Source organism: Longimicrobium sp. (assembly GCF_036388275.1).
In the GTDB taxonomy this organism is placed as follows: domain Bacteria; phylum Gemmatimonadota; class Gemmatimonadetes; order Longimicrobiales; family Longimicrobiaceae; genus Longimicrobium.
In genome coordinates, this window is sequence record NZ_DASVSF010000091.1 from 52,527 (window position 1) to 67,734 (window position 15,208).

General features: G+C 69.8%; 15 protein-coding genes. 7 read left to right on the plus strand and 8 right to left on the minus strand.

The genetic code is table 11. The annotated features are described in order from the left end of the window. Nucleotides 1-1,182, plus strand: a complete 1,182-nt coding sequence (locus VF632_RS19060) for a hypothetical protein (protein ID WP_331024523.1) — start codon at nucleotides 1-3, stop codon at nucleotides 1,180-1,182. Between the two features lie 208 nt (nucleotides 1,183-1,390). Here the strand turns inward: VF632_RS19060 and VF632_RS19065 are convergent, their stop codons facing one another. Beyond that, complete coding sequence (locus VF632_RS19065; protein WP_331024524.1) at nucleotides 1,391-1,813, minus strand: response regulator; 423 nt, start codon at nucleotides 1,811-1,813, stop codon at nucleotides 1,391-1,393. Nucleotides 1,814-2,098: 285 nt separating this feature from the next. On the opposite strand from VF632_RS19065, the gene VF632_RS19070 reads away from it, so the two are divergent. Then, nucleotides 2,099-2,671 carry a hypothetical protein gene (locus tag VF632_RS19070; protein ID WP_331024525.1) on the plus strand — a complete coding sequence of 191 codons (573 nt, stop codon included), beginning with the start codon at nucleotides 2,099-2,101 and terminating at the stop codon, nucleotides 2,669-2,671. Between the two features lie 78 nt (nucleotides 2,672-2,749). Here VF632_RS19070 and VF632_RS19075 read toward each other — a convergent pair whose 3' ends face one another. The 3 genes from VF632_RS19075 to VF632_RS19085 all read right to left on the minus strand — a co-directional run bounded on the left by VF632_RS19075 (nucleotide 2,750) and on the right by VF632_RS19085 (nucleotide 5,146). Then, nucleotides 2,750-3,454 carry a hypothetical protein gene (locus tag VF632_RS19075; RefSeq protein WP_331024526.1) on the minus strand — a complete coding sequence of 235 codons (705 nt, stop codon included), beginning with the start codon at nucleotides 3,452-3,454 and terminating at the stop codon, nucleotides 2,750-2,752. Then, nucleotides 3,454-4,515, minus strand: coding sequence for a nucleotidyltransferase domain-containing protein (locus VF632_RS19080; protein ID WP_331024527.1), 1,062 nt, complete (start codon nucleotides 4,513-4,515; stop codon nucleotides 3,454-3,456). Before VF632_RS19080 ends, VF632_RS19075 begins: the two co-directional genes overlap by 1 nt. 97 nt (nucleotides 4,516-4,612) lie before the next feature. After that, on the minus strand, nucleotides 4,613-5,146 hold the full coding sequence (locus VF632_RS19085) for a DinB family protein (protein ID WP_331024528.1): 534 nt from the start codon (nucleotides 5,144-5,146) through the stop codon (nucleotides 4,613-4,615). A gap of 179 nt (nucleotides 5,147-5,325) precedes the next feature. Between VF632_RS19085 and VF632_RS19090 the strand changes: the two genes are divergently transcribed. From VF632_RS19090 to VF632_RS19105, 4 genes are all read left to right on the plus strand, one after another. Further along, on the plus strand, nucleotides 5,326-6,981 hold the full coding sequence (locus VF632_RS19090) for an FAD-dependent oxidoreductase (RefSeq protein WP_331024529.1): 1,656 nt from the start codon (nucleotides 5,326-5,328) through the stop codon (nucleotides 6,979-6,981). A gap of 96 nt (nucleotides 6,982-7,077) precedes the next feature. Beyond that, complete coding sequence (locus VF632_RS19095; protein ID WP_331024530.1) at nucleotides 7,078-8,223, plus strand: hypothetical protein; 1,146 nt, start codon at nucleotides 7,078-7,080, stop codon at nucleotides 8,221-8,223. 88 nt (nucleotides 8,224-8,311) lie between these two features. Then, a complete protein-coding gene (locus VF632_RS19100) occupies nucleotides 8,312-8,575 on the plus strand; it encodes a UBP-type zinc finger domain-containing protein (RefSeq protein ID WP_331024531.1) in 264 nt (87 codons plus the stop codon). A gap of 4 nt (nucleotides 8,576-8,579) precedes the next feature. Beyond that, nucleotides 8,580-9,359 carry an SDR family oxidoreductase gene (locus tag VF632_RS19105; RefSeq protein WP_331024532.1) on the plus strand — a complete coding sequence of 260 codons (780 nt, stop codon included), beginning with the start codon at nucleotides 8,580-8,582 and terminating at the stop codon, nucleotides 9,357-9,359. A gap of 67 nt (nucleotides 9,360-9,426) precedes the next feature. On the opposite strand, the gene VF632_RS19110 is transcribed toward VF632_RS19105, so the two are convergent. From VF632_RS19110 to VF632_RS19120, 3 genes are all read right to left on the minus strand, one after another. Then, a complete protein-coding gene (locus VF632_RS19110) occupies nucleotides 9,427-11,613 on the minus strand; it encodes a hypothetical protein (protein WP_331024533.1) in 2,187 nt (728 codons plus the stop codon). 140 nt (nucleotides 11,614-11,753) lie between these two features. After that, entirely contained in the window at nucleotides 11,754-12,416 is a 663-nt protein-coding gene (locus tag VF632_RS19115) for an HAD family hydrolase (protein WP_331024534.1), read from the minus strand. Next, complete coding sequence (locus tag VF632_RS19120; RefSeq protein ID WP_331024535.1) at nucleotides 12,413-13,957, minus strand: FAD-dependent oxidoreductase; 1,545 nt, start codon at nucleotides 13,955-13,957, stop codon at nucleotides 12,413-12,415. Before VF632_RS19120 ends, VF632_RS19115 begins: the two co-directional genes overlap by 4 nt. Before the next feature lie 270 nt (nucleotides 13,958-14,227). Here VF632_RS19120 and VF632_RS19125 point away from each other — a divergent pair, with 270 nt between their 5' ends. Then, a complete protein-coding gene (locus tag VF632_RS19125) occupies nucleotides 14,228-14,398 on the plus strand; it encodes a hypothetical protein (RefSeq protein WP_331024536.1) in 171 nt (56 codons plus the stop codon). A gap of 107 nt (nucleotides 14,399-14,505) precedes the next feature. Here VF632_RS19125 and VF632_RS19130 read toward each other — a convergent pair whose 3' ends face one another. Next, nucleotides 14,506-15,075, minus strand: a complete 570-nt coding sequence (locus VF632_RS19130) for a hypothetical protein (protein WP_331024537.1) — start codon at nucleotides 15,073-15,075, stop codon at nucleotides 14,506-14,508. Nucleotides 15,076-15,208 lie beyond the last annotated feature (133 nt).

A 15,208-nucleotide genomic window follows, 5' to 3' on the forward strand; every position in this document is an offset into this window, starting at 1 on the left:
ATGCACATCAGGCATATCCTCATCGGCGCGGCCGCCGCCGCCGCGCTCGGGGCCGACGCGGCCCCCGCCCAGGCTCAACTGCTGGCCCACGTCCGTGCCCGCGTTCGCCAGCAGGTAGAGCACGCGGCCGACCAGGCCGCGAACGCGGTGGAGAATCGCATCCGCGGGGCGGGCTCGTCCACATCCGCCGCCGATCCGGCGCAGGCCGCGCCGGCCGCCGCACCGTCAGCGTCTCCAGAATCTCCGGCCCGCGCGCAATCCGCATCGCGCTCGGTTGGAGCCGACAGCCTGCCCGTGCGCCCGGCGCGGCGGGCGGCGCTCGCCACGCCGTTCGTGGACGCGGACCTCGCGTGGATCCTTCCGCTGCTGAGCGCCCAGGCGGCCGACATGCGCCGCGGCACCAATCAGTTGGCCGCGGAGATCGACGTCCTCCGGAGCGTCATGACCCCGGAAGCGGGAGAGGCGCGGGTAGCGCGCATCCGGTCCGGCCAGGTGCACGCGATGGACGAGGTGCGCGCGTTCTCGGCCCAGGCGGCGGTGCCCGCGTCCGCCCGCTACCAGGCCGGGTGCAGCGCGGGGCTGACGGAGGCGATGGGCGGACTGATGGTGAGCGCGGTGTTCACGGGGGCGTCGGTGGAGGAGGCGCGCGCCTTCTACGTCGGCCGCGGCTGGCGGTGGACGGGGCAGTGGGACCTCGGCTACCAGGTCCGCTCGCCCGACGGCCGCCTGCTGATCATGATGAACGATCCGCGTGGCTTCGGGCCGGCCGCGGCGGTCAAGATCGGCAGGGACGCCCGCGAGGGCCGCATGCCCGGGTACGATGCCTACATCCCGTGCGCGGACCTGGACGGCGCCGTGATGATCATGCAGGTGGAGGCGCGCGGCGAAGGCGGCGAGCTGGCGGTGCGGGTGAACCAGGCGGGCGCCGCGGCCGTGCAGTCCAGCGCGGAGCGACTTCCCTCCGCGCTGCGCCAGGCGGGGCTGACGACGGAGGAGTGGAACCAGGTGGTGACGATGATCTGGGAGGCGGCGACTGACGACATGTTCGCGGCGAACCGGGCGGGGCTGGACGCCGCCGCGGGATCCAAAGCCGCCGGCGACCGCCGCCGCGCGAACGTCGCCTGGTACACGCGCAACCAGGCGGTCATCGACCCCGCCGTGCAAGCGACGACCGCGAGCTGAGCAAACTGGGCGCATCCGCCGAGTAACCGGAACTGCATTTCACGCAGAGGTCGCAGAGAGTACAGAGAGGACGCAGAGGGAACAGGCGATCGGCGGAACATGGGCACGAAGAAAGGGCGGAGGCGTGGAGAAAGGATCTCCGCGCCTCCGCCCTCATTTCCAACGGCGGACGCTCAGGTCCGCATCATTCGCGACGCTGCCGGGAGGATCATCCCTCCGGCCGGGGCGGCAGCGCGGCATTCACCGCGGCGCGGAACCTCGCCCGGTCCACCGGCTTCTGCAGCAGCGCCGTGACCAGCGGCAGCCCTGGGCGCGGCGTCTCGCCCCCCTCGCCGGTCACCACCACCACGGGGATGGCCGCGGTGCGCGGGTCGGCGCGCAGCCGCTCCACCAGCCCCCAGCCGTCCAGCCCCGGCATGCGGACGTCGGTGAGCACCAGGGCGGGAAGGAGGGTGCGGGCGCACACCAGCCCCTCCCACCCGCTGCCGGCCGCGACGGCGTTCAGCCCCATCGTGCGCAGCACCAGGCAGTGCAGGTCGCGGTCGGCGGCGCTGTCGTCCACCACCAGCACCATGGCGGCGGCGGGGCGAGGGGCTTCGTCGCGGACGGGGGACACGGACAGGGGCTGCATGATACCGCAATTCGGACGCGTTTCCGGCAGCCGCCAAGGCGCGCATCCGGAGATGTTCGGTTTCTGGGGAAGCTAGCGGCCCAGTGCGCGCCGATCATGAGCCGATCTGCTCATCTCCCGGAAACATTCAGCTCCCCCGGTGATGAACGAATGGTAAGAACGACTCATGTGGCGGTGGATGGGCGCGGGTAGACTTGTCTTCGCTTCGGCGAGGGTGGCCGGAGCGCAGCGCCGGGGCGCCATGCCGCGGCCACACCGAATCCGCATCCTCGTGAGGGCATACATATGATCAAGCAGCTGATTTCCCTGGGCTTCGTGCTTTCCCTGGCCGCCTGCGGCGCCAACTCCGACGACGTCATCGGGTCCGGCAACGAGGGCACCGGCTCGGGATCGCTCAGCTTCACCTACACAGGCGACGGCGGCAGCGGCACCTTCCAGGCGGCGGGTGCGGCGCCCACCAACAACTCGCTGGGCACCTGGGCCGGCGGCGCCCGCGTGAACGACGAGGGCGAAACCACGGTGCTCGTGACCGCCGTCACCAAGTCGGGAAGCGACTACGACATGATCGGGATCCAGCTGGACGGGAACGCGCCCGGCACGTACGACATGGGCGGCAACTGCGAGACCAACTGCGCGTATGCGGTGGCGGCGTTCGGGATCACTTCGTGGACGGACTCGGGCGAGCGTGCGTGCTTCATCGACGAGGGCACGGTAACGGTGACGGCGCTCTCGGCCACGGAAGCCCGCGGCACCTTCTCGGGCAAGGGCAGCTGCATCACCGGCGAGGAGTTCGACGAGCCCTTCCAGGTTTCCGGCGGCACCTTCGACGTCAAGGTGATCGACCTGGGCAACGGCTGATGCCCCAGGGTACGGATCTACGAAACGGGCGCGGAGACCGGTTGGTCTCCGCGCCCGTTTCGTGTGGGATGCGCGTGATTATGCGTAGGCCGGCAAGCGCCCCATCGCGCGGAGGCAAATCTCCAACTCCGCCGCCAGTTCGAATCCCTGGACGGGCGACTCGATGATCACGGGCACGTGGGGCGGGATGAGCGGTGCAACGCGCTCGAAGTCGTCGGCAGCCGCCTCGCTCAGGCGCACGTGCCGGCTTTGCTCGTTCAGCTCGCTCAGGTGAACCTGCGCAATGCGCTCGCCGAAGTCGTGCACCATTCGAACGGCCTCGCCCATGGACGGATCGCACTGTCGCGCGTGCGCCAGGTCCAGGCAGAACGACGCCGCGGGAAGCCGGTTGAACACGGCGCGCATCTCCGCCGCCGTCCGTCCGATGGGCTTCCGGCGGTCCATGTTCTCCACGCAAAGCGTACTTCCGAACTCCGCCCACACACCGGTGTCGTGCAGCGTGTCGGGGTGAACCACCACCTGCCATCCGCGCTCGGCGACGGGGCGAAGCGCCCGAGCCACGATGCGTTCCTGCGCACGCGGGAACGCGCTGGGCGCATGAACGGAAATGTAGTGGTAGTCCCCGAGCGGCAGCGTGGAGAGGTCGGCGACCAGGGGACCGAGTTCATGGATGCGCAGCGCCGAGAGCTCGATGGCGTCCGTCTGATGACCGAACAGCAGGGCGAGCGCGGCACGGGCATCCGACCACGCGATGGATCCGGTAGAGAAGCCGATGCACTCCATCAGAACACCCCGTAGCGAATGGTGAACTCCCGTAGCGGCCCCTCGAAGAAAAGCCGCGTCAGTGCATCATGGAACTGGGTTCCCAACTGGCGTGCCTCCTGGAACACCGCATTGGAATCTGCCTCTTCCGGGCGCAGCCGCTTCAACGTTTCACGCTTCGCGGCATCGTTCATCACACCCAGGAACTCGTCGTACGTGTCGAAGATGGCTCGCGCTACAACCGAAGTTTCACCGAAGGAATCTAGCACGACGCGCGCCACGATGTCCAGCGGCGTTGTTCTCACGAGTTGCGCGAGAAACTGCGTTACCTGCCGCGCGTCGTGATACGGGTTGCTGCGGCGCGCGCCGCGGAACTGTTCGCCACACAGATAGCAGCTCAGCAGCCCCGCGCTGTACAGCAGCTTTCGCGACAGGCGCAGCTTCGTGGTGCGGAGCGCCCACTTGTCGGCCTGGCGCACGCGGCGCTTGTGGGCGAAGTCTACGGCCATGGTCCGCCAGTACCGCGCAAAGTCGTTCAGAAGGAATCGCGGAACGCGGAACGGGGTGTCGTTGGGGCTCAGCAGGTCTTCTTCGATGTACCGCGTGAGGATGCTCTCCACCACGTGCTCGTACGCGCGGCCGGGCCCGATGCACGCCGACTCCAGCAGAAGGAGCAGGCGTTGCGTGGTGTTCTGGTTCGTGTCGTCGTCACCCCCGATCTTGTGGATCAGGTCGTGGCTGAAGGTGAGGCTTCCGAAAGCACCGCCGGCGGTCGGGGCATTGATGCCGAGGGAGCCGAGCTTTGCCCGGATTCGCTGCGTGGTGTCCCAGTGCTCCGGATTGGCGGCGCCGTCCACCAGGAGGGTCCAATCGACGTCGCTTCCGGCGGTGAACTCGTTGCGCGCTAGCGAGCCGAACACGACCAGCGTCGTATCCTGGGGGACGGCCGCGGTAAGGTGAACCCTCAACGCCTCGAGCTTGGCCGCCGAGCGCTCGCGTGAAGCCGTGATGTTCGGCCACTCGGCGCCGCACGCGTCCCGAAGCTGGAGAACGGGGGCGGGGAGATCGACGGCAAGGCTCAACGTGTTCAGTTTCATCCGCCCAATGTAGCGACGGATGATCGAACGTGGACAGAGTGTCGGTCGCCCCTCGCGAGATCGGCGGTTCCGCTCGATACCCCTACTGCGACCAGGGCGGCACCACGCCGTTCATCCGCGCGTAGGCGATGGACTGGCCCAGGTGTTCGTTCATGTGCGCCAGCAACTGCAGGAGCACCGACCACTGGGGCACGTCGCGCCCGTACAGCTTCGTGGTCGCAGCCAGCTGCTCGTCGCTGATCCCGCGCACCACTTGCCGCACGTGCTCGTGCGAGCCGCGCAGCAGGTCCAGCACCTCGGCCTTGCGCGCGCGATTCTCCACGCTGTCCGCGTCCAGCCCGCGGGGCGCGGCCACGCCCATCGCCGACGAGGGATAGTAGTAGTTGTAGTGGCCCACGTGGGCGTACACGCGGGCCACCGGCATCACCCCCTCCGCCGGGCTCCACGCGTAGCGGTCCTCCGGCATGGCCTCCGCAAGCTCGATGAACTTGATCATCGAGTTGTTGAACTGGCGAAGGAACTCGTCGCGAAAGTTCGGCGGCGCGGCCTGCGCGCGGGCCTCCGTCGCGGCGAGAACGAGCAGCAGGGGCAACAACAGCAGGCGGATCGGTCGCATGGGCCGGCACGGGTGCGGGTGGACGTGGGCCTGGAGTTCCTGTCACTGACTCCGGTGCCGGCGGAAAGGTTGCGCTCTCGGAGCCCGCGGCGCCAGCCCCGTTGTACAGCGGCGCCATGGCGATGTATTCTCAATCGGCGTCCATCCAATCGTCCCACGCTCCCGCCCGGCAGCGCACCTTGATCACCGATCACGACATCGCCTTCCCCACGCTCACCGCGGCGCAGATCGACGCGCTGCGCCCCCGCGGAACGCTGCGGCACGTCAGCGCGGGGGAAACGCTGTGGGAAGAGGGCGCGCGGGGGATGGCGTTCTTCGTGGTGCTGGAGGGCGAGATGGAGATCGTGGATCCCTCGGGCGACGAGGTGCGCCGGATCACCGTGCACCGCCCCGGCGAGTTCAGCGGCGACGTCGACATGCTTTCCGGCCGCAGCAGCCTGGTGCGCGCGCAGATGCTGGGGCCCGGCCAGGTGCTGGAGCTGGATTCCGACGGGTTGCGCCGGGTGATCCGCGAGATCCCGGAAATCAGCGAGATGCTGCTTCGCGCCTTTTTGATGCGCCGGCGGCTGCTGCTGAGCGACGGCTACCGGGGGATGCAGATCATCGGCTCGCGCTTCTCCCCCCAGGCGCACGCCATCCGCGAGTTCTGCAGCCGCAACAACATCCCGTTCACCTGGGTGGACGTGGAGCAGGACCCGCTCGCCGAGGAGCTGCTCTGCCGCTTTCACGTGCTGCCCGAGCAGACGCCCATCGTGGTGGGGCGGGGGGGCGAGCTGCTCGCCAACCCCAGCATTCCCGAGCTGGCGCACTACATGGGGCTCGAGGCGCACGTGGCCGAGGGCGAGGTGTTCGACCTGGTCGTGGTCGGCGCCGGGCCCGCCGGGCTGGCCGCCGCCGTGTACGCCGCCTCCGAGGGGCTGCGCGTGCTGACGGTGGAGGGCGAGGGGGTGGGTGGGCAGGCCGGAACCAGCTCGCGCATCGAGAACTACCTGGGCTTTCCCGCGGGCATCTCCGGCCCCGAGCTGGCGCGCAACGCGCTGCTGCAGGCGCAAAAGTTTGGCGCCCGCATCTCCGTTCCGCAAAAGGCCGTGCGGCTGGGCACGCAGGGCGGCCTGCGCGTGGTCACCCTGGACGACGGCTCGCGGCTGATCACCCGCTGCGTGCTGGTGGCCAGCGGCGCCGAGTACCGCACGCTGGGAATCCCAAACCTGCGCCAGCTGGAGGGCGCGGGGGTGTACTACGCGGCCACGGAGATGGAGGCGCGGCTGTGCGGGGGCGAAGAGGTGGTCATCGTCGGCGGGGGCAACTCCGCGGGGCAGGCGGCCATGTACCTGTCGCGGCACGCCGCCCGGGTGAACGTGGTGATCCGGGGCGACGACCTGGGCAAAGGCATGTCGCGGTACCTCGTGGACCGGGTGGAGCGCACGCCCAACATCACCGTTCACCAGGCCTGCGAGGTGTCCGCCGTGGATGGCGACGGCACCCTGCGAGAGGTTCGCCTGCGCTACGCCGGAGTGGACGAGGAGAAGGTGATCCCCACCCGGGCCCTGTTCCTCTTCATCGGCGCGCAGCCGCGGACGGCGTGGCTGAGCGGATGCGTGGAGCTGGACCGCACCGGCTTCGTGCTCACCGGCGAGGAGACCAGGCGCGACGGCCTGTCGGTGGATGCGTGGAAGGAGGCCGCACGCGCGCCGTACTTCCTGGAAACCAGCCTCCCCGGCGTCTTCGCCGCGGGCGACGTCCGCGCCGGGTCGGTCAAGCGCGTGGCGTCGGCCGTGGGCGAGGGCTCCATGGCCATCAGCTTCGTGCACGCCCACATCGGCGCGGCCGTGTAGCTTCGCCGGCTGCGGCCTCGTCCGGAAACCGGCCGACGCGCGTTGTGCACGAGCGTCGACGCGGCTCATCGCATCCCACGAATCCCACACACCGACATGACCGTACCCGGCAATCCATCCGCCTCCTTCCGATTCACCCTTTCCCGTGTGCTTCCGTGGCCGGTGCTCGCCGCGGTGGTGGCGTGCTCGGACGGAACCGGACCCGGCCCCGGCCCTGGCACGCCGCCGCGGGAAGACCCGCTGCTCCCGCCCGCATCACGCGTGGTTGCGCTGGCGGCGGCGTTCCAAACCACCTGCGCGCTGACGGCGGACGACCTGGTTCACTGCTGGGGAGAAAACCGCACCGGCGAGTTCGGCAACGGGACCACCACCTCATCCGCGGCGGCCGTGCCCGGCGCTGGCGGAATGCGGTTCCGCTCGCTGCACGGGTCTGTCGGAACCTCGCAGATGTGCGGGATCACGCGGTCGGACGAGGCCTTCTGCTGGGGATACAACGCCAACGGCGAGTTGGGCGACGGGACCACGAGGGATCAGTACTCGCCGGTACCGGTGGCCGGGGGGCTGCGATTCGGTGCGATCGCATCGTCGTACCACAGCTGCGGGCTCACGGTGCAGCAGAGGGCGTACTGCTGGGGCAGCGGGCTGGGGGGGCAGCTGGGGACAGGCGGCTCAGCGTCGCAGATCACCCCCGCACCGGTGGCCACCAGCCTTTCGTTTGCCCGCATCACGAACGGAATGCAGTTCTCCTGCGCGCTGGCCGTCGCCGGCGAGGCGCACTGCTGGGGGTCGAGCGTGGGGCTGGGGAACGGCGCCCTCACCGGCAGCAACGTGCCGGTCCCCGTGTCGGGAGGGCTGCGCTTCGACCGCATCAGCGCCGCCGAAGAGCACGTCTGCGCCCTTGCCGCCGGCGGCGTCCCCTACTGCTGGGGCGCAGGTTATCAGCGCGTGCCTACCGCAATCGCGGGCGGCCGCCGCTTCGTGGAGGTCGCGGCCACCAGCCGCGTGATGGTGGGCGGCGCCGCGTGCGCCTTGACCGAAGACGGCGAGGCGTTCTGCTGGTACGGCCCGGTCGAACCCGTCCCGGTGCCGGGCAACTACCGCTTCGCGGGGCTCGTGGGCAGGCACGGGGCGTTCTGCGGCTACACCCCGGGCGGCGCCGCGGCCTGCTGGAAGTGGGAGCTCAATGGCGCCAGCGAAAAGGTGCTCGGCCTCCCCACGCCCATTCCGAATCTCCCCTCGTAGGCTGCCGCCGGGGGCTGTACATTCCCTTGGCCGCGGCGTCTTCCGCTTCGGCTCTGTCCAGCCACACCGCGCACCAAGGGAGAACCTGATGGATACGTGCACGCACCTGAACGCCGTGCAGAACGTGGAGCCGCGGACGCCGGGCGGCTGCGAAGAGTGCCTGCAATCCGGCTCGGGATGGGTTCACCTGCGCCTGTGCCGCACCTGTGGCCACGTGGGCTGCTGCGACTCGTCGCCCAACCGGCACGCCACCAAGCACTTCCACGAGACGCAGCACCCCATCGTCACCTCCGCCGAGCCTGGCGAGGACTGGTCGTGGTGCTTCGTCGACCGCGTGCCGGTCGAGGTCTGACGCGATGAAGATCCTGGTGACCGGCGGCACGGGCGGGCTGGGGCGCGAGCTCGTGCGCGCAGCGGAGGCGGCCGGGCACACGGTGCGCGTCGGCAGCCGCGGCGCGGCACCCGCGGACCTGCCCGCCGGGCGCGAGTGGGCGCGCATGGACATGGAGTCGGGCGAAGGCGTGCGCGAGGCGCTGGTCGCGGTGAACGCCGTGATCCACGCCGCGAGCGATCCCAAGCGCCACGTGGCGGTGGACGTGGAGGGCACCCGCCGGCTGATCGGTGCCGCGCGCGAGGCGGGGACCGGCCACTTCGTCTACGTGTCCATCGTGGGCATCGACCAGGTGCCATTCGCCTACTATCGCTCCAAGCTGCAGGCGGAGCGGATCGTCGCGGAAGGCGGCGTGCCGTTCTCCATCCTTCGCGCCACGCAGTTCCACTCGCTGATCGACGGCATGCTCTCCGGCATGGCACGCGTACCGCTGGTGATGCCCGTGCCCACGAACTTTCGCGTGCAGAGCGTGGACACGGGCGAGACGGCGGACCGGCTCGTTCGCGCGGTGCGGGACGGGCCCGGTGGGCGGCTGCCGGACTTCGGCGGGCCGCGCGTGCAGACGTTCGGGGAGATGGCACCGCCGTGGAAGGCGGCGCGCGGGGTCAGGAAGCCGACCGTTCACCTGCCGCTGCCGGGCGCGCTGCCCGCGGCCCTCAGAGCGGGGAAGGGAACGCTGGTGGATGGCGAGCGGGGGACCGTGACGTGGGAAGAGTGGCTGCGCGGGCCGGGCAGCCGAGGCTGAGTCAGCGGATGGAAGGATGAACGGCCCCGGCGCACGCGCCGGGGCCGTTGTCGTACGCACGGATCGCCTATGGGACGAACGCGAAGCGGTAGCTGCGGGTGAAGTTCGATGTGACCCTGGCGGTCTCTCCAAGGTTGGGGTCCGACACGCGCAGGCGGTAGCGTCCGGCGGCCAGCCTGATCTCCCTGACCAGCACGTCATTGAACGTTTCCCGGCTGTTCCACACGTGGTGCTCGGACCCGTCGGTGACCAGCAGGGCAGAAACGTGGTCCTCCGGGGTCGTGCTCTGGGCTGACCAGAAGATGCGCACCGTGGTGGGGGTGGCCACGCTGAACGTGTACTCGTCGATGTCCACCGCGGGGTAGATCGGCTCGCCCGACACCGTGTCTCCCAGGGTGTAGGCGGCGGGCCGTCCTTCGGGCGCGCGGTTGATGGGAAGCACGCGCACCCCGTAGCCCCCGGTCGTGGAAACCGCGCCGGAGCCGAACATCTGAGGGTCCACCACCACCGTATAGGGACGATCCCCCAGGACGATGCGCCCGGTGGACGCGCCATCCAGCGACGGGCCGGCGGCATGGATCGAGGGTAGAAAGCCGGCTGCGCCCGTGGTCTCGATGCGAGCGATCATGCCGCCGCTGGTCAGGTCGGCGCCCAGGAACAGCGCCACCTCGCGCCCAGCCTGCCCCGCCAGGGAGAACTCGTCGAGGTCGCCGGGGTGGTCGATGCGCTCGCCGGTGACGCTTTGGCCGATCTGCATGGTCGCGGACACGTGCTCCGGCGCGGCCGACACGGTGTAGACGCCCACCGTGTACGGCCCGGTGCCCATGGAGCTGGTGAACTCGCCGCCGACGCGCACGCGGTGGGGCCCCGTCTCGTTCAGCGTCATCCGCCGCGCGTAGGCGGGCGTGGCGGTAGAGCCCACGGCCACGCTGACGGGGTGCAGCGGGGATTCGGGCAGAAGCTGGGTATTCGGCCCCACCAGCTGCGCGGTGATGGGCCCGCGTACCGGCGGCGGGCCGGAGATATGGATCACCACCCGCTGCCCGGCCGTGCCCTGAAAGACGAACTCGTCGATGTCTCCGGGGCGCTCGATGGCGTCCGACGCGGTGGCGCCGTTCAGCACCAGCGGGCCTCCCGCCTCGGGGCGGCGGTCTATGGCGTACAGCTCCAGGCGATAGCCCGCCGTCGTGCGCTCCGGAAGGCCGCGAACGGGTCCCTGGATGCGGACGGTGTAGATGCCGCCCGCCAGCGTCAGGCGTCCCGTGGCGAACTCGTCCTGCGCGGCGGCGGAGGGGGCCGTTTCCAGCCGCGCCACTTCCTCGCCGTTCCGCAGCAGCTGCAGCGTCAGCCTTTCGGCCAGCGCGGAGCGCAACTGAAGGAACAGGTTCATCTCCTGTCCCGCGGGGGCGGAAAAGGTGAACTCGTCCACGTCGCCCACCGAGCCGATGGCCTCCTCGGCGATGGCGCCCGGCGCCAGGGCCGCGCTTCCGCTCTCGGGGGCGCGGTTCACCGCGTCCACCCGCAGGCGGTACGGGGTGAGCCCGGGCTGCTCGAACCGCGCCGCCACCCGCACGCGGTACGTCCCGGTGGCGGGAAGGACGACGCGGCCCGACGAGTTCTCTTCGACCACCGCCGACCGGGTGGCGGTGCTGGTGGTGGTGACCACCGCGTCGGTCACCGGCGCCACCAGCTGCACGTCGAGATAGGCCGGCGACGCGGCAAAGACGATCCACTCCTGCCCGGCGGTGCCCTGGACGGTGAACTCGTCCACGTCGCCTTCCACGTCGAGTGCTTCTCCGTCCACCACCTGGCCCAGCGTGATCGCCTGGGGAATGGCTTCGGGCGCCGGATCGCGCGCAAACACCAGCAGCGAGTACGCCCCGCCATCGTCCGCGCCGTGGCCGCGCACGCGGATGATCCTGCGCTTTTCGTCCGTCGGTGCCATCCAGACGCTGGCCTGCCCGTTGGCGGAGGTGTCGGACCCCACGCTGCGCACCGCGGTGATGACGGTGCCGCTCCGGTCCAGCAGCTCGGCCACCAGCGTGTCGGCGGCCCTGCCGCTCCGCGCCCGCAGCAGGATGCGGAACTCGGCATCGGGCGCCACCACCTCGTACGCGGCGCTCGCGCCGGGAGCCACCACGCCCTCCACCGTGGCTCCGGCGGCAAGCTCGGGAATGTCGGGCTTTCCGCTTCCCGTCGGCGGTTCGCATGCGGCCAGCGCCAGTGCTGCCAAGACGATCAGCGGGAGCTTCATGGACGGGCGGGGCGGGGAGAAACAACTGAGGGGGTGAGGCTGAAAAGTAGACGCTCCTTCAACCTCGCGCAATCCGGGCGATGAACAGCCGGGGAAACGCGCGCGCGTCTCCTCGGCTCTGTCGTCCGACCGACCGCCCGTCAGCCGCGGGCGAACGGCGACTCGTCGAAGCGGGCCAGGAGGTCGGCCGGGTCGGCGTAGACGGCGACCGCCTCGTGCAGCTCTTCCGCGCTCCACCCGCCGCAGGTGAGCGCCACGCACCGCACGCCGGCCCGCTTCGCCGCGGTCACGTCGTACGGGGTGTCGCCCAGCATCACCGCCTCGCCGGGCGGGCATCCCGCGGCTTCCACCGCCGCCTCGATGATGTCGGGATCGGGCTTGGAGTGCTCCGCATCGCTGGACGAGGTCTTCTCCTCGATCAGGTCCATGATCCCCGCCTGCTTCAGCAGCCCGCCCATGTCCTTCTTGCTGGCCGACGTGGCCACGACGATGGTCAGCCCCTCGTCGCGCATCCGCTGGATCAGCTCCCTGGCCTGCGGAAACGGCTTGAGCGTGCCCAGGAAGCGCTCGCGGAAGAGCTCGCCGCGGCGCTCCTTGATCTCCGCCCCCTTTCCCTCCTCGTCCGAAAGGCCGGTGAGCTCCGGGAGCACCTTGTCGCCCCCCATGCCGATCATCCGGCGCACGCGGTCGAACTCCACTTCGTATCCGAACTCGGCGCAGACGTCCACCCACGCCTGCGCATGAGCGTCGTTGCTGTCGATCAGGGTGCCGTCCACGTCCAGCAGGGCCGCGCGAGGCTTCATTCCTTGTCTCCATCCAGTTTTTTCAGCGGGCCGATGGCGGGTCCCGTCAGCACCTCGCCCAGGGGTGCGAAGCGCGAGCCATGGCAGGGACAGTCCCAGCTGCTCTCGGCCCCGTTCCAGCGGACGATGCACCCCAGGTGCGTGCACACCGCCGACATCTCGTGCACGCCGCCCTGCTCGTCGCGGTAGCATGCCACCTTGTGAAGCCCGCGCTGGATGACGGCGCCCTGCCCCGGCTGGATCTCGTCCTCGGAGCTGGCGTCGCCGCCCACGGGGGCGTGGCGGGTCATCTGCAGCGCCACGTCCACGTTCTCGTGCACGAACTCCATCACGGAGTCCTTGGAGATCGTCTTGCGCTTGGGATCGTACAGCGTTTCCCACTCGTTGGGCCGGCCCAGGATCAGGTCGGCGTTCAGCATTCCGCCGATGGTGCCGTGCGTCATCCCCTGGCCGGAGTCGCCGGTGGTGATGTACACGTTCTGGCGCCCGCCCGGGTCGCGGCCGATGAAGCCCATGTAATCCGCCGGCTCCATCACCATTCCGCTCCACCGCAGTTCGAACGACTGCGCCATGGGGAACCGCTCGCGGGTCCACTCTTCCAGGTTGGCCCAGTGCTCGTCGTGCGTATCGTCCTCGTGCGCCTGCTTGTGGTCTTCGCCGCCCACGATCAGCCACTCGTGGGCCGGGTCTCCCTCGGCCGGTGCCAGGCGCACGTAGTGGTAGGCCTCCAGCGTGTCCCAGTACAGGCCGTGGGCAATGGAGCCGGCGGGCACGCGGGCCGCCACCACGTAGGTGCGGTAGGGCGCCTGCTTGCTGTGCGGGGCAAAACGGTCGTGGATGGGCGGATTGGTGCACACCACCGCGGCACCCGCCGTTACGCTGAACCCCTCGCCCGTCACCGTGACGCGGTCGCCGCCCTCCACGCTGGTGACGTGGGTACCGGTGTGGATGCGCCCGCCCAGCCGCTCCGTGGCGTCGGCCAGGCCGGACAGGTACTTCAGCGCGTTGAACTGGCCCAGGTTCGGGAATTTCAGCGCGGGGCCGCTGTCGAACGGCACGCCGGGGATGCGCTCCACGATCTCCGGCGCGGCGCCGGCGCGGCGGGCGGCGTCGCGCTCCTTTTCGAAGAAGTCCACCGACTTGCTGGGATCCAGGAAGTAGTAGCCTTCCACGCGCTCGTAGTCGCAGTCGATGCCCTCGGCGGCCACGATGGCACCGATCTGCTCGATGGCGGCCTGGTGGCTCTGGAATGCGATGCGGCTGCCCTGCTCGCCGTGCACGCCTTCCAGCACGTGAAAGTAGTCGTCCATCGCGCTGGAAAGGTGGGCCGTAGTCTGCCCCGTTTCGCCCGCGCCCACGGCATCCTTTTCCAGCACGATCACCCGCCGCCCCGCCTTGGCCAGCAGGTAGGCCGTGGTCATCCCCGCGATCCCCGCGCCGATCACGCACACGTCCGCTTCCGCGTCGCCGTGCAGGGGCGCGGTCGTGCGCTGCGCCCGCGTGACCTCCCACACCGACACCGACCGTTCCGTCGATCCCATCCCGCTCCTCCTCGCACAAATGGACGCACCTGGCCGCCTCCGTCCGTGGTTCCGGCGGCGGGAGCGAGGCGTTGTGCAATCATCGTACGACTCGGAAAAGCGGCCTCACACGGAGGGCACGGGGGGTCACGGAGGAGGGGAGAAGCGCGTGGAGGGTGACGGCGGGTCGTCCCGCGATTCTAAGTGCATGCGGGCATGGAAGATGCCTGTCGTCCGCGCCGAACGCCCGGGCAGTTACGGGCAGCGGAACCAGGCAAGATGGAGGACGAGATGAACGCCAGACGCATCTTCACCGCCGCGGCCCTCGGGCTCGCGCTGTCGGCGGCCGCGTGTTCGGGCGAGAGCCCGACGGTGGCGCAGAACGACGACGAAGGGCAGATCGTTCCGGGCGGCGCCGCGCCCACGGACACCGCCGGCTTCATGCCGCCGCCGTCGTCGTGAGCCCCACGGGTCGTGAAATCCACGCTGGGATGAGATGACAAAAGAGAGCGGCGGCACGCCTTGGGCGCGCCGCCGCTCTCTCGTTCGCTGCCTGCAAAGGGAGGCGATCAGTTTTCCTCTTCGCTCTCTTCTTCGTTCTCTTCGTCCTCGTCCTCGCCCAACTCTTCCAGGGCCTCGCCCATGGCCTCGAACTCCGCCTGGTGCTCGCGGTAGAACTGAACGTTCTGCTTGAGCACCGAGTTCTCCATCTGCGCCAGCGCGTTTTCGCCGCCGATCTCCAGCATCGCGGCCGTGAACATCGTCTGGATCATCGAAAACATGAACGTCACGTACTCGCGGCTGGTGAACCCGGCGCCGTTGATGGCGCTCTTCACCCGTGGCTCGCTGTCGAACGCCGAGGCGATCTGGTCGAGGTCCACGTCGTCCTCGTCCATGTTCTCGAACCGTTCCTCGATTTCGAGGTCTTCCTCTTCCAGCCCGCTCAGTGCCCGCGTGGCGGTGAGGAACTTCTGCAGCCCGGCCGAGGTCAGGCGGTAGTTGGAAACTTCCTCGGTGAACAGCTTTTCGGGCTGCGCGGCGGCGGACGAGACGTCGGCGGCCACGGCGGCGAGCGAAAGGCCGGCGACGGCCAGCACGCGTGAAAACACGCGGCGGAAGGAACGCGTAAGGGTCGGCATCGGGGCTCCTGCGGAAAGGTGTGAGCGGGCGCGGTCAGGGGAGGTGGGACGGGATGGAAACTAAACACCCGGCGCCACCCCGTCCACCAGCATGTTTCGGTGTACGGGGGGAGCCCGGGAAAAGTTACAGCCG

Coding starts and splice junctions, on each gene's coding strand:
- VF632_RS19060 (WP_331024523.1), top strand. CDS start 1: ATGCACATCAGGCATATCCTCATCGGCGCGGCCGCCGCCGCCGCGCTC.
- VF632_RS19065 (WP_331024524.1), bottom strand. CDS start 1,813: ATGCAGCCCCTGTCCGTGTCCCCCGTCCGCGACGAAGCCCCTCGCCCC.
- VF632_RS19070 (WP_331024525.1), top strand. CDS start 2,099: ATGATCAAGCAGCTGATTTCCCTGGGCTTCGTGCTTTCCCTGGCCGCC.
- VF632_RS19075 (WP_331024526.1), bottom strand. CDS start 3,454: ATGGAGTGCATCGGCTTCTCTACCGGATCCATCGCGTGGTCGGATGCC.
- VF632_RS19085 (WP_331024528.1), bottom strand. CDS start 5,146: ATGCGACCGATCCGCCTGCTGTTGTTGCCCCTGCTGCTCGTTCTCGCC.
- VF632_RS19095 (WP_331024530.1), top strand. CDS start 7,078: ATGACCGTACCCGGCAATCCATCCGCCTCCTTCCGATTCACCCTTTCC.
- VF632_RS19100 (WP_331024531.1), top strand. CDS start 8,312: ATGGATACGTGCACGCACCTGAACGCCGTGCAGAACGTGGAGCCGCGG.
- VF632_RS19105 (WP_331024532.1), top strand. CDS start 8,580: ATGAAGATCCTGGTGACCGGCGGCACGGGCGGGCTGGGGCGCGAGCTC.
- VF632_RS19110 (WP_331024533.1), bottom strand. CDS start 11,613: ATGAAGCTCCCGCTGATCGTCTTGGCAGCACTGGCGCTGGCCGCATGC.
- VF632_RS19115 (WP_331024534.1), bottom strand. CDS start 12,416: ATGAAGCCTCGCGCGGCCCTGCTGGACGTGGACGGCACCCTGATCGAC.
- VF632_RS19120 (WP_331024535.1), bottom strand. CDS start 13,957: ATGGGATCGACGGAACGGTCGGTGTCGGTGTGGGAGGTCACGCGGGCG.
- VF632_RS19125 (WP_331024536.1), top strand. CDS start 14,228: ATGAACGCCAGACGCATCTTCACCGCCGCGGCCCTCGGGCTCGCGCTG.
- VF632_RS19130 (WP_331024537.1), bottom strand. CDS start 15,075: ATGCCGACCCTTACGCGTTCCTTCCGCCGCGTGTTTTCACGCGTGCTG.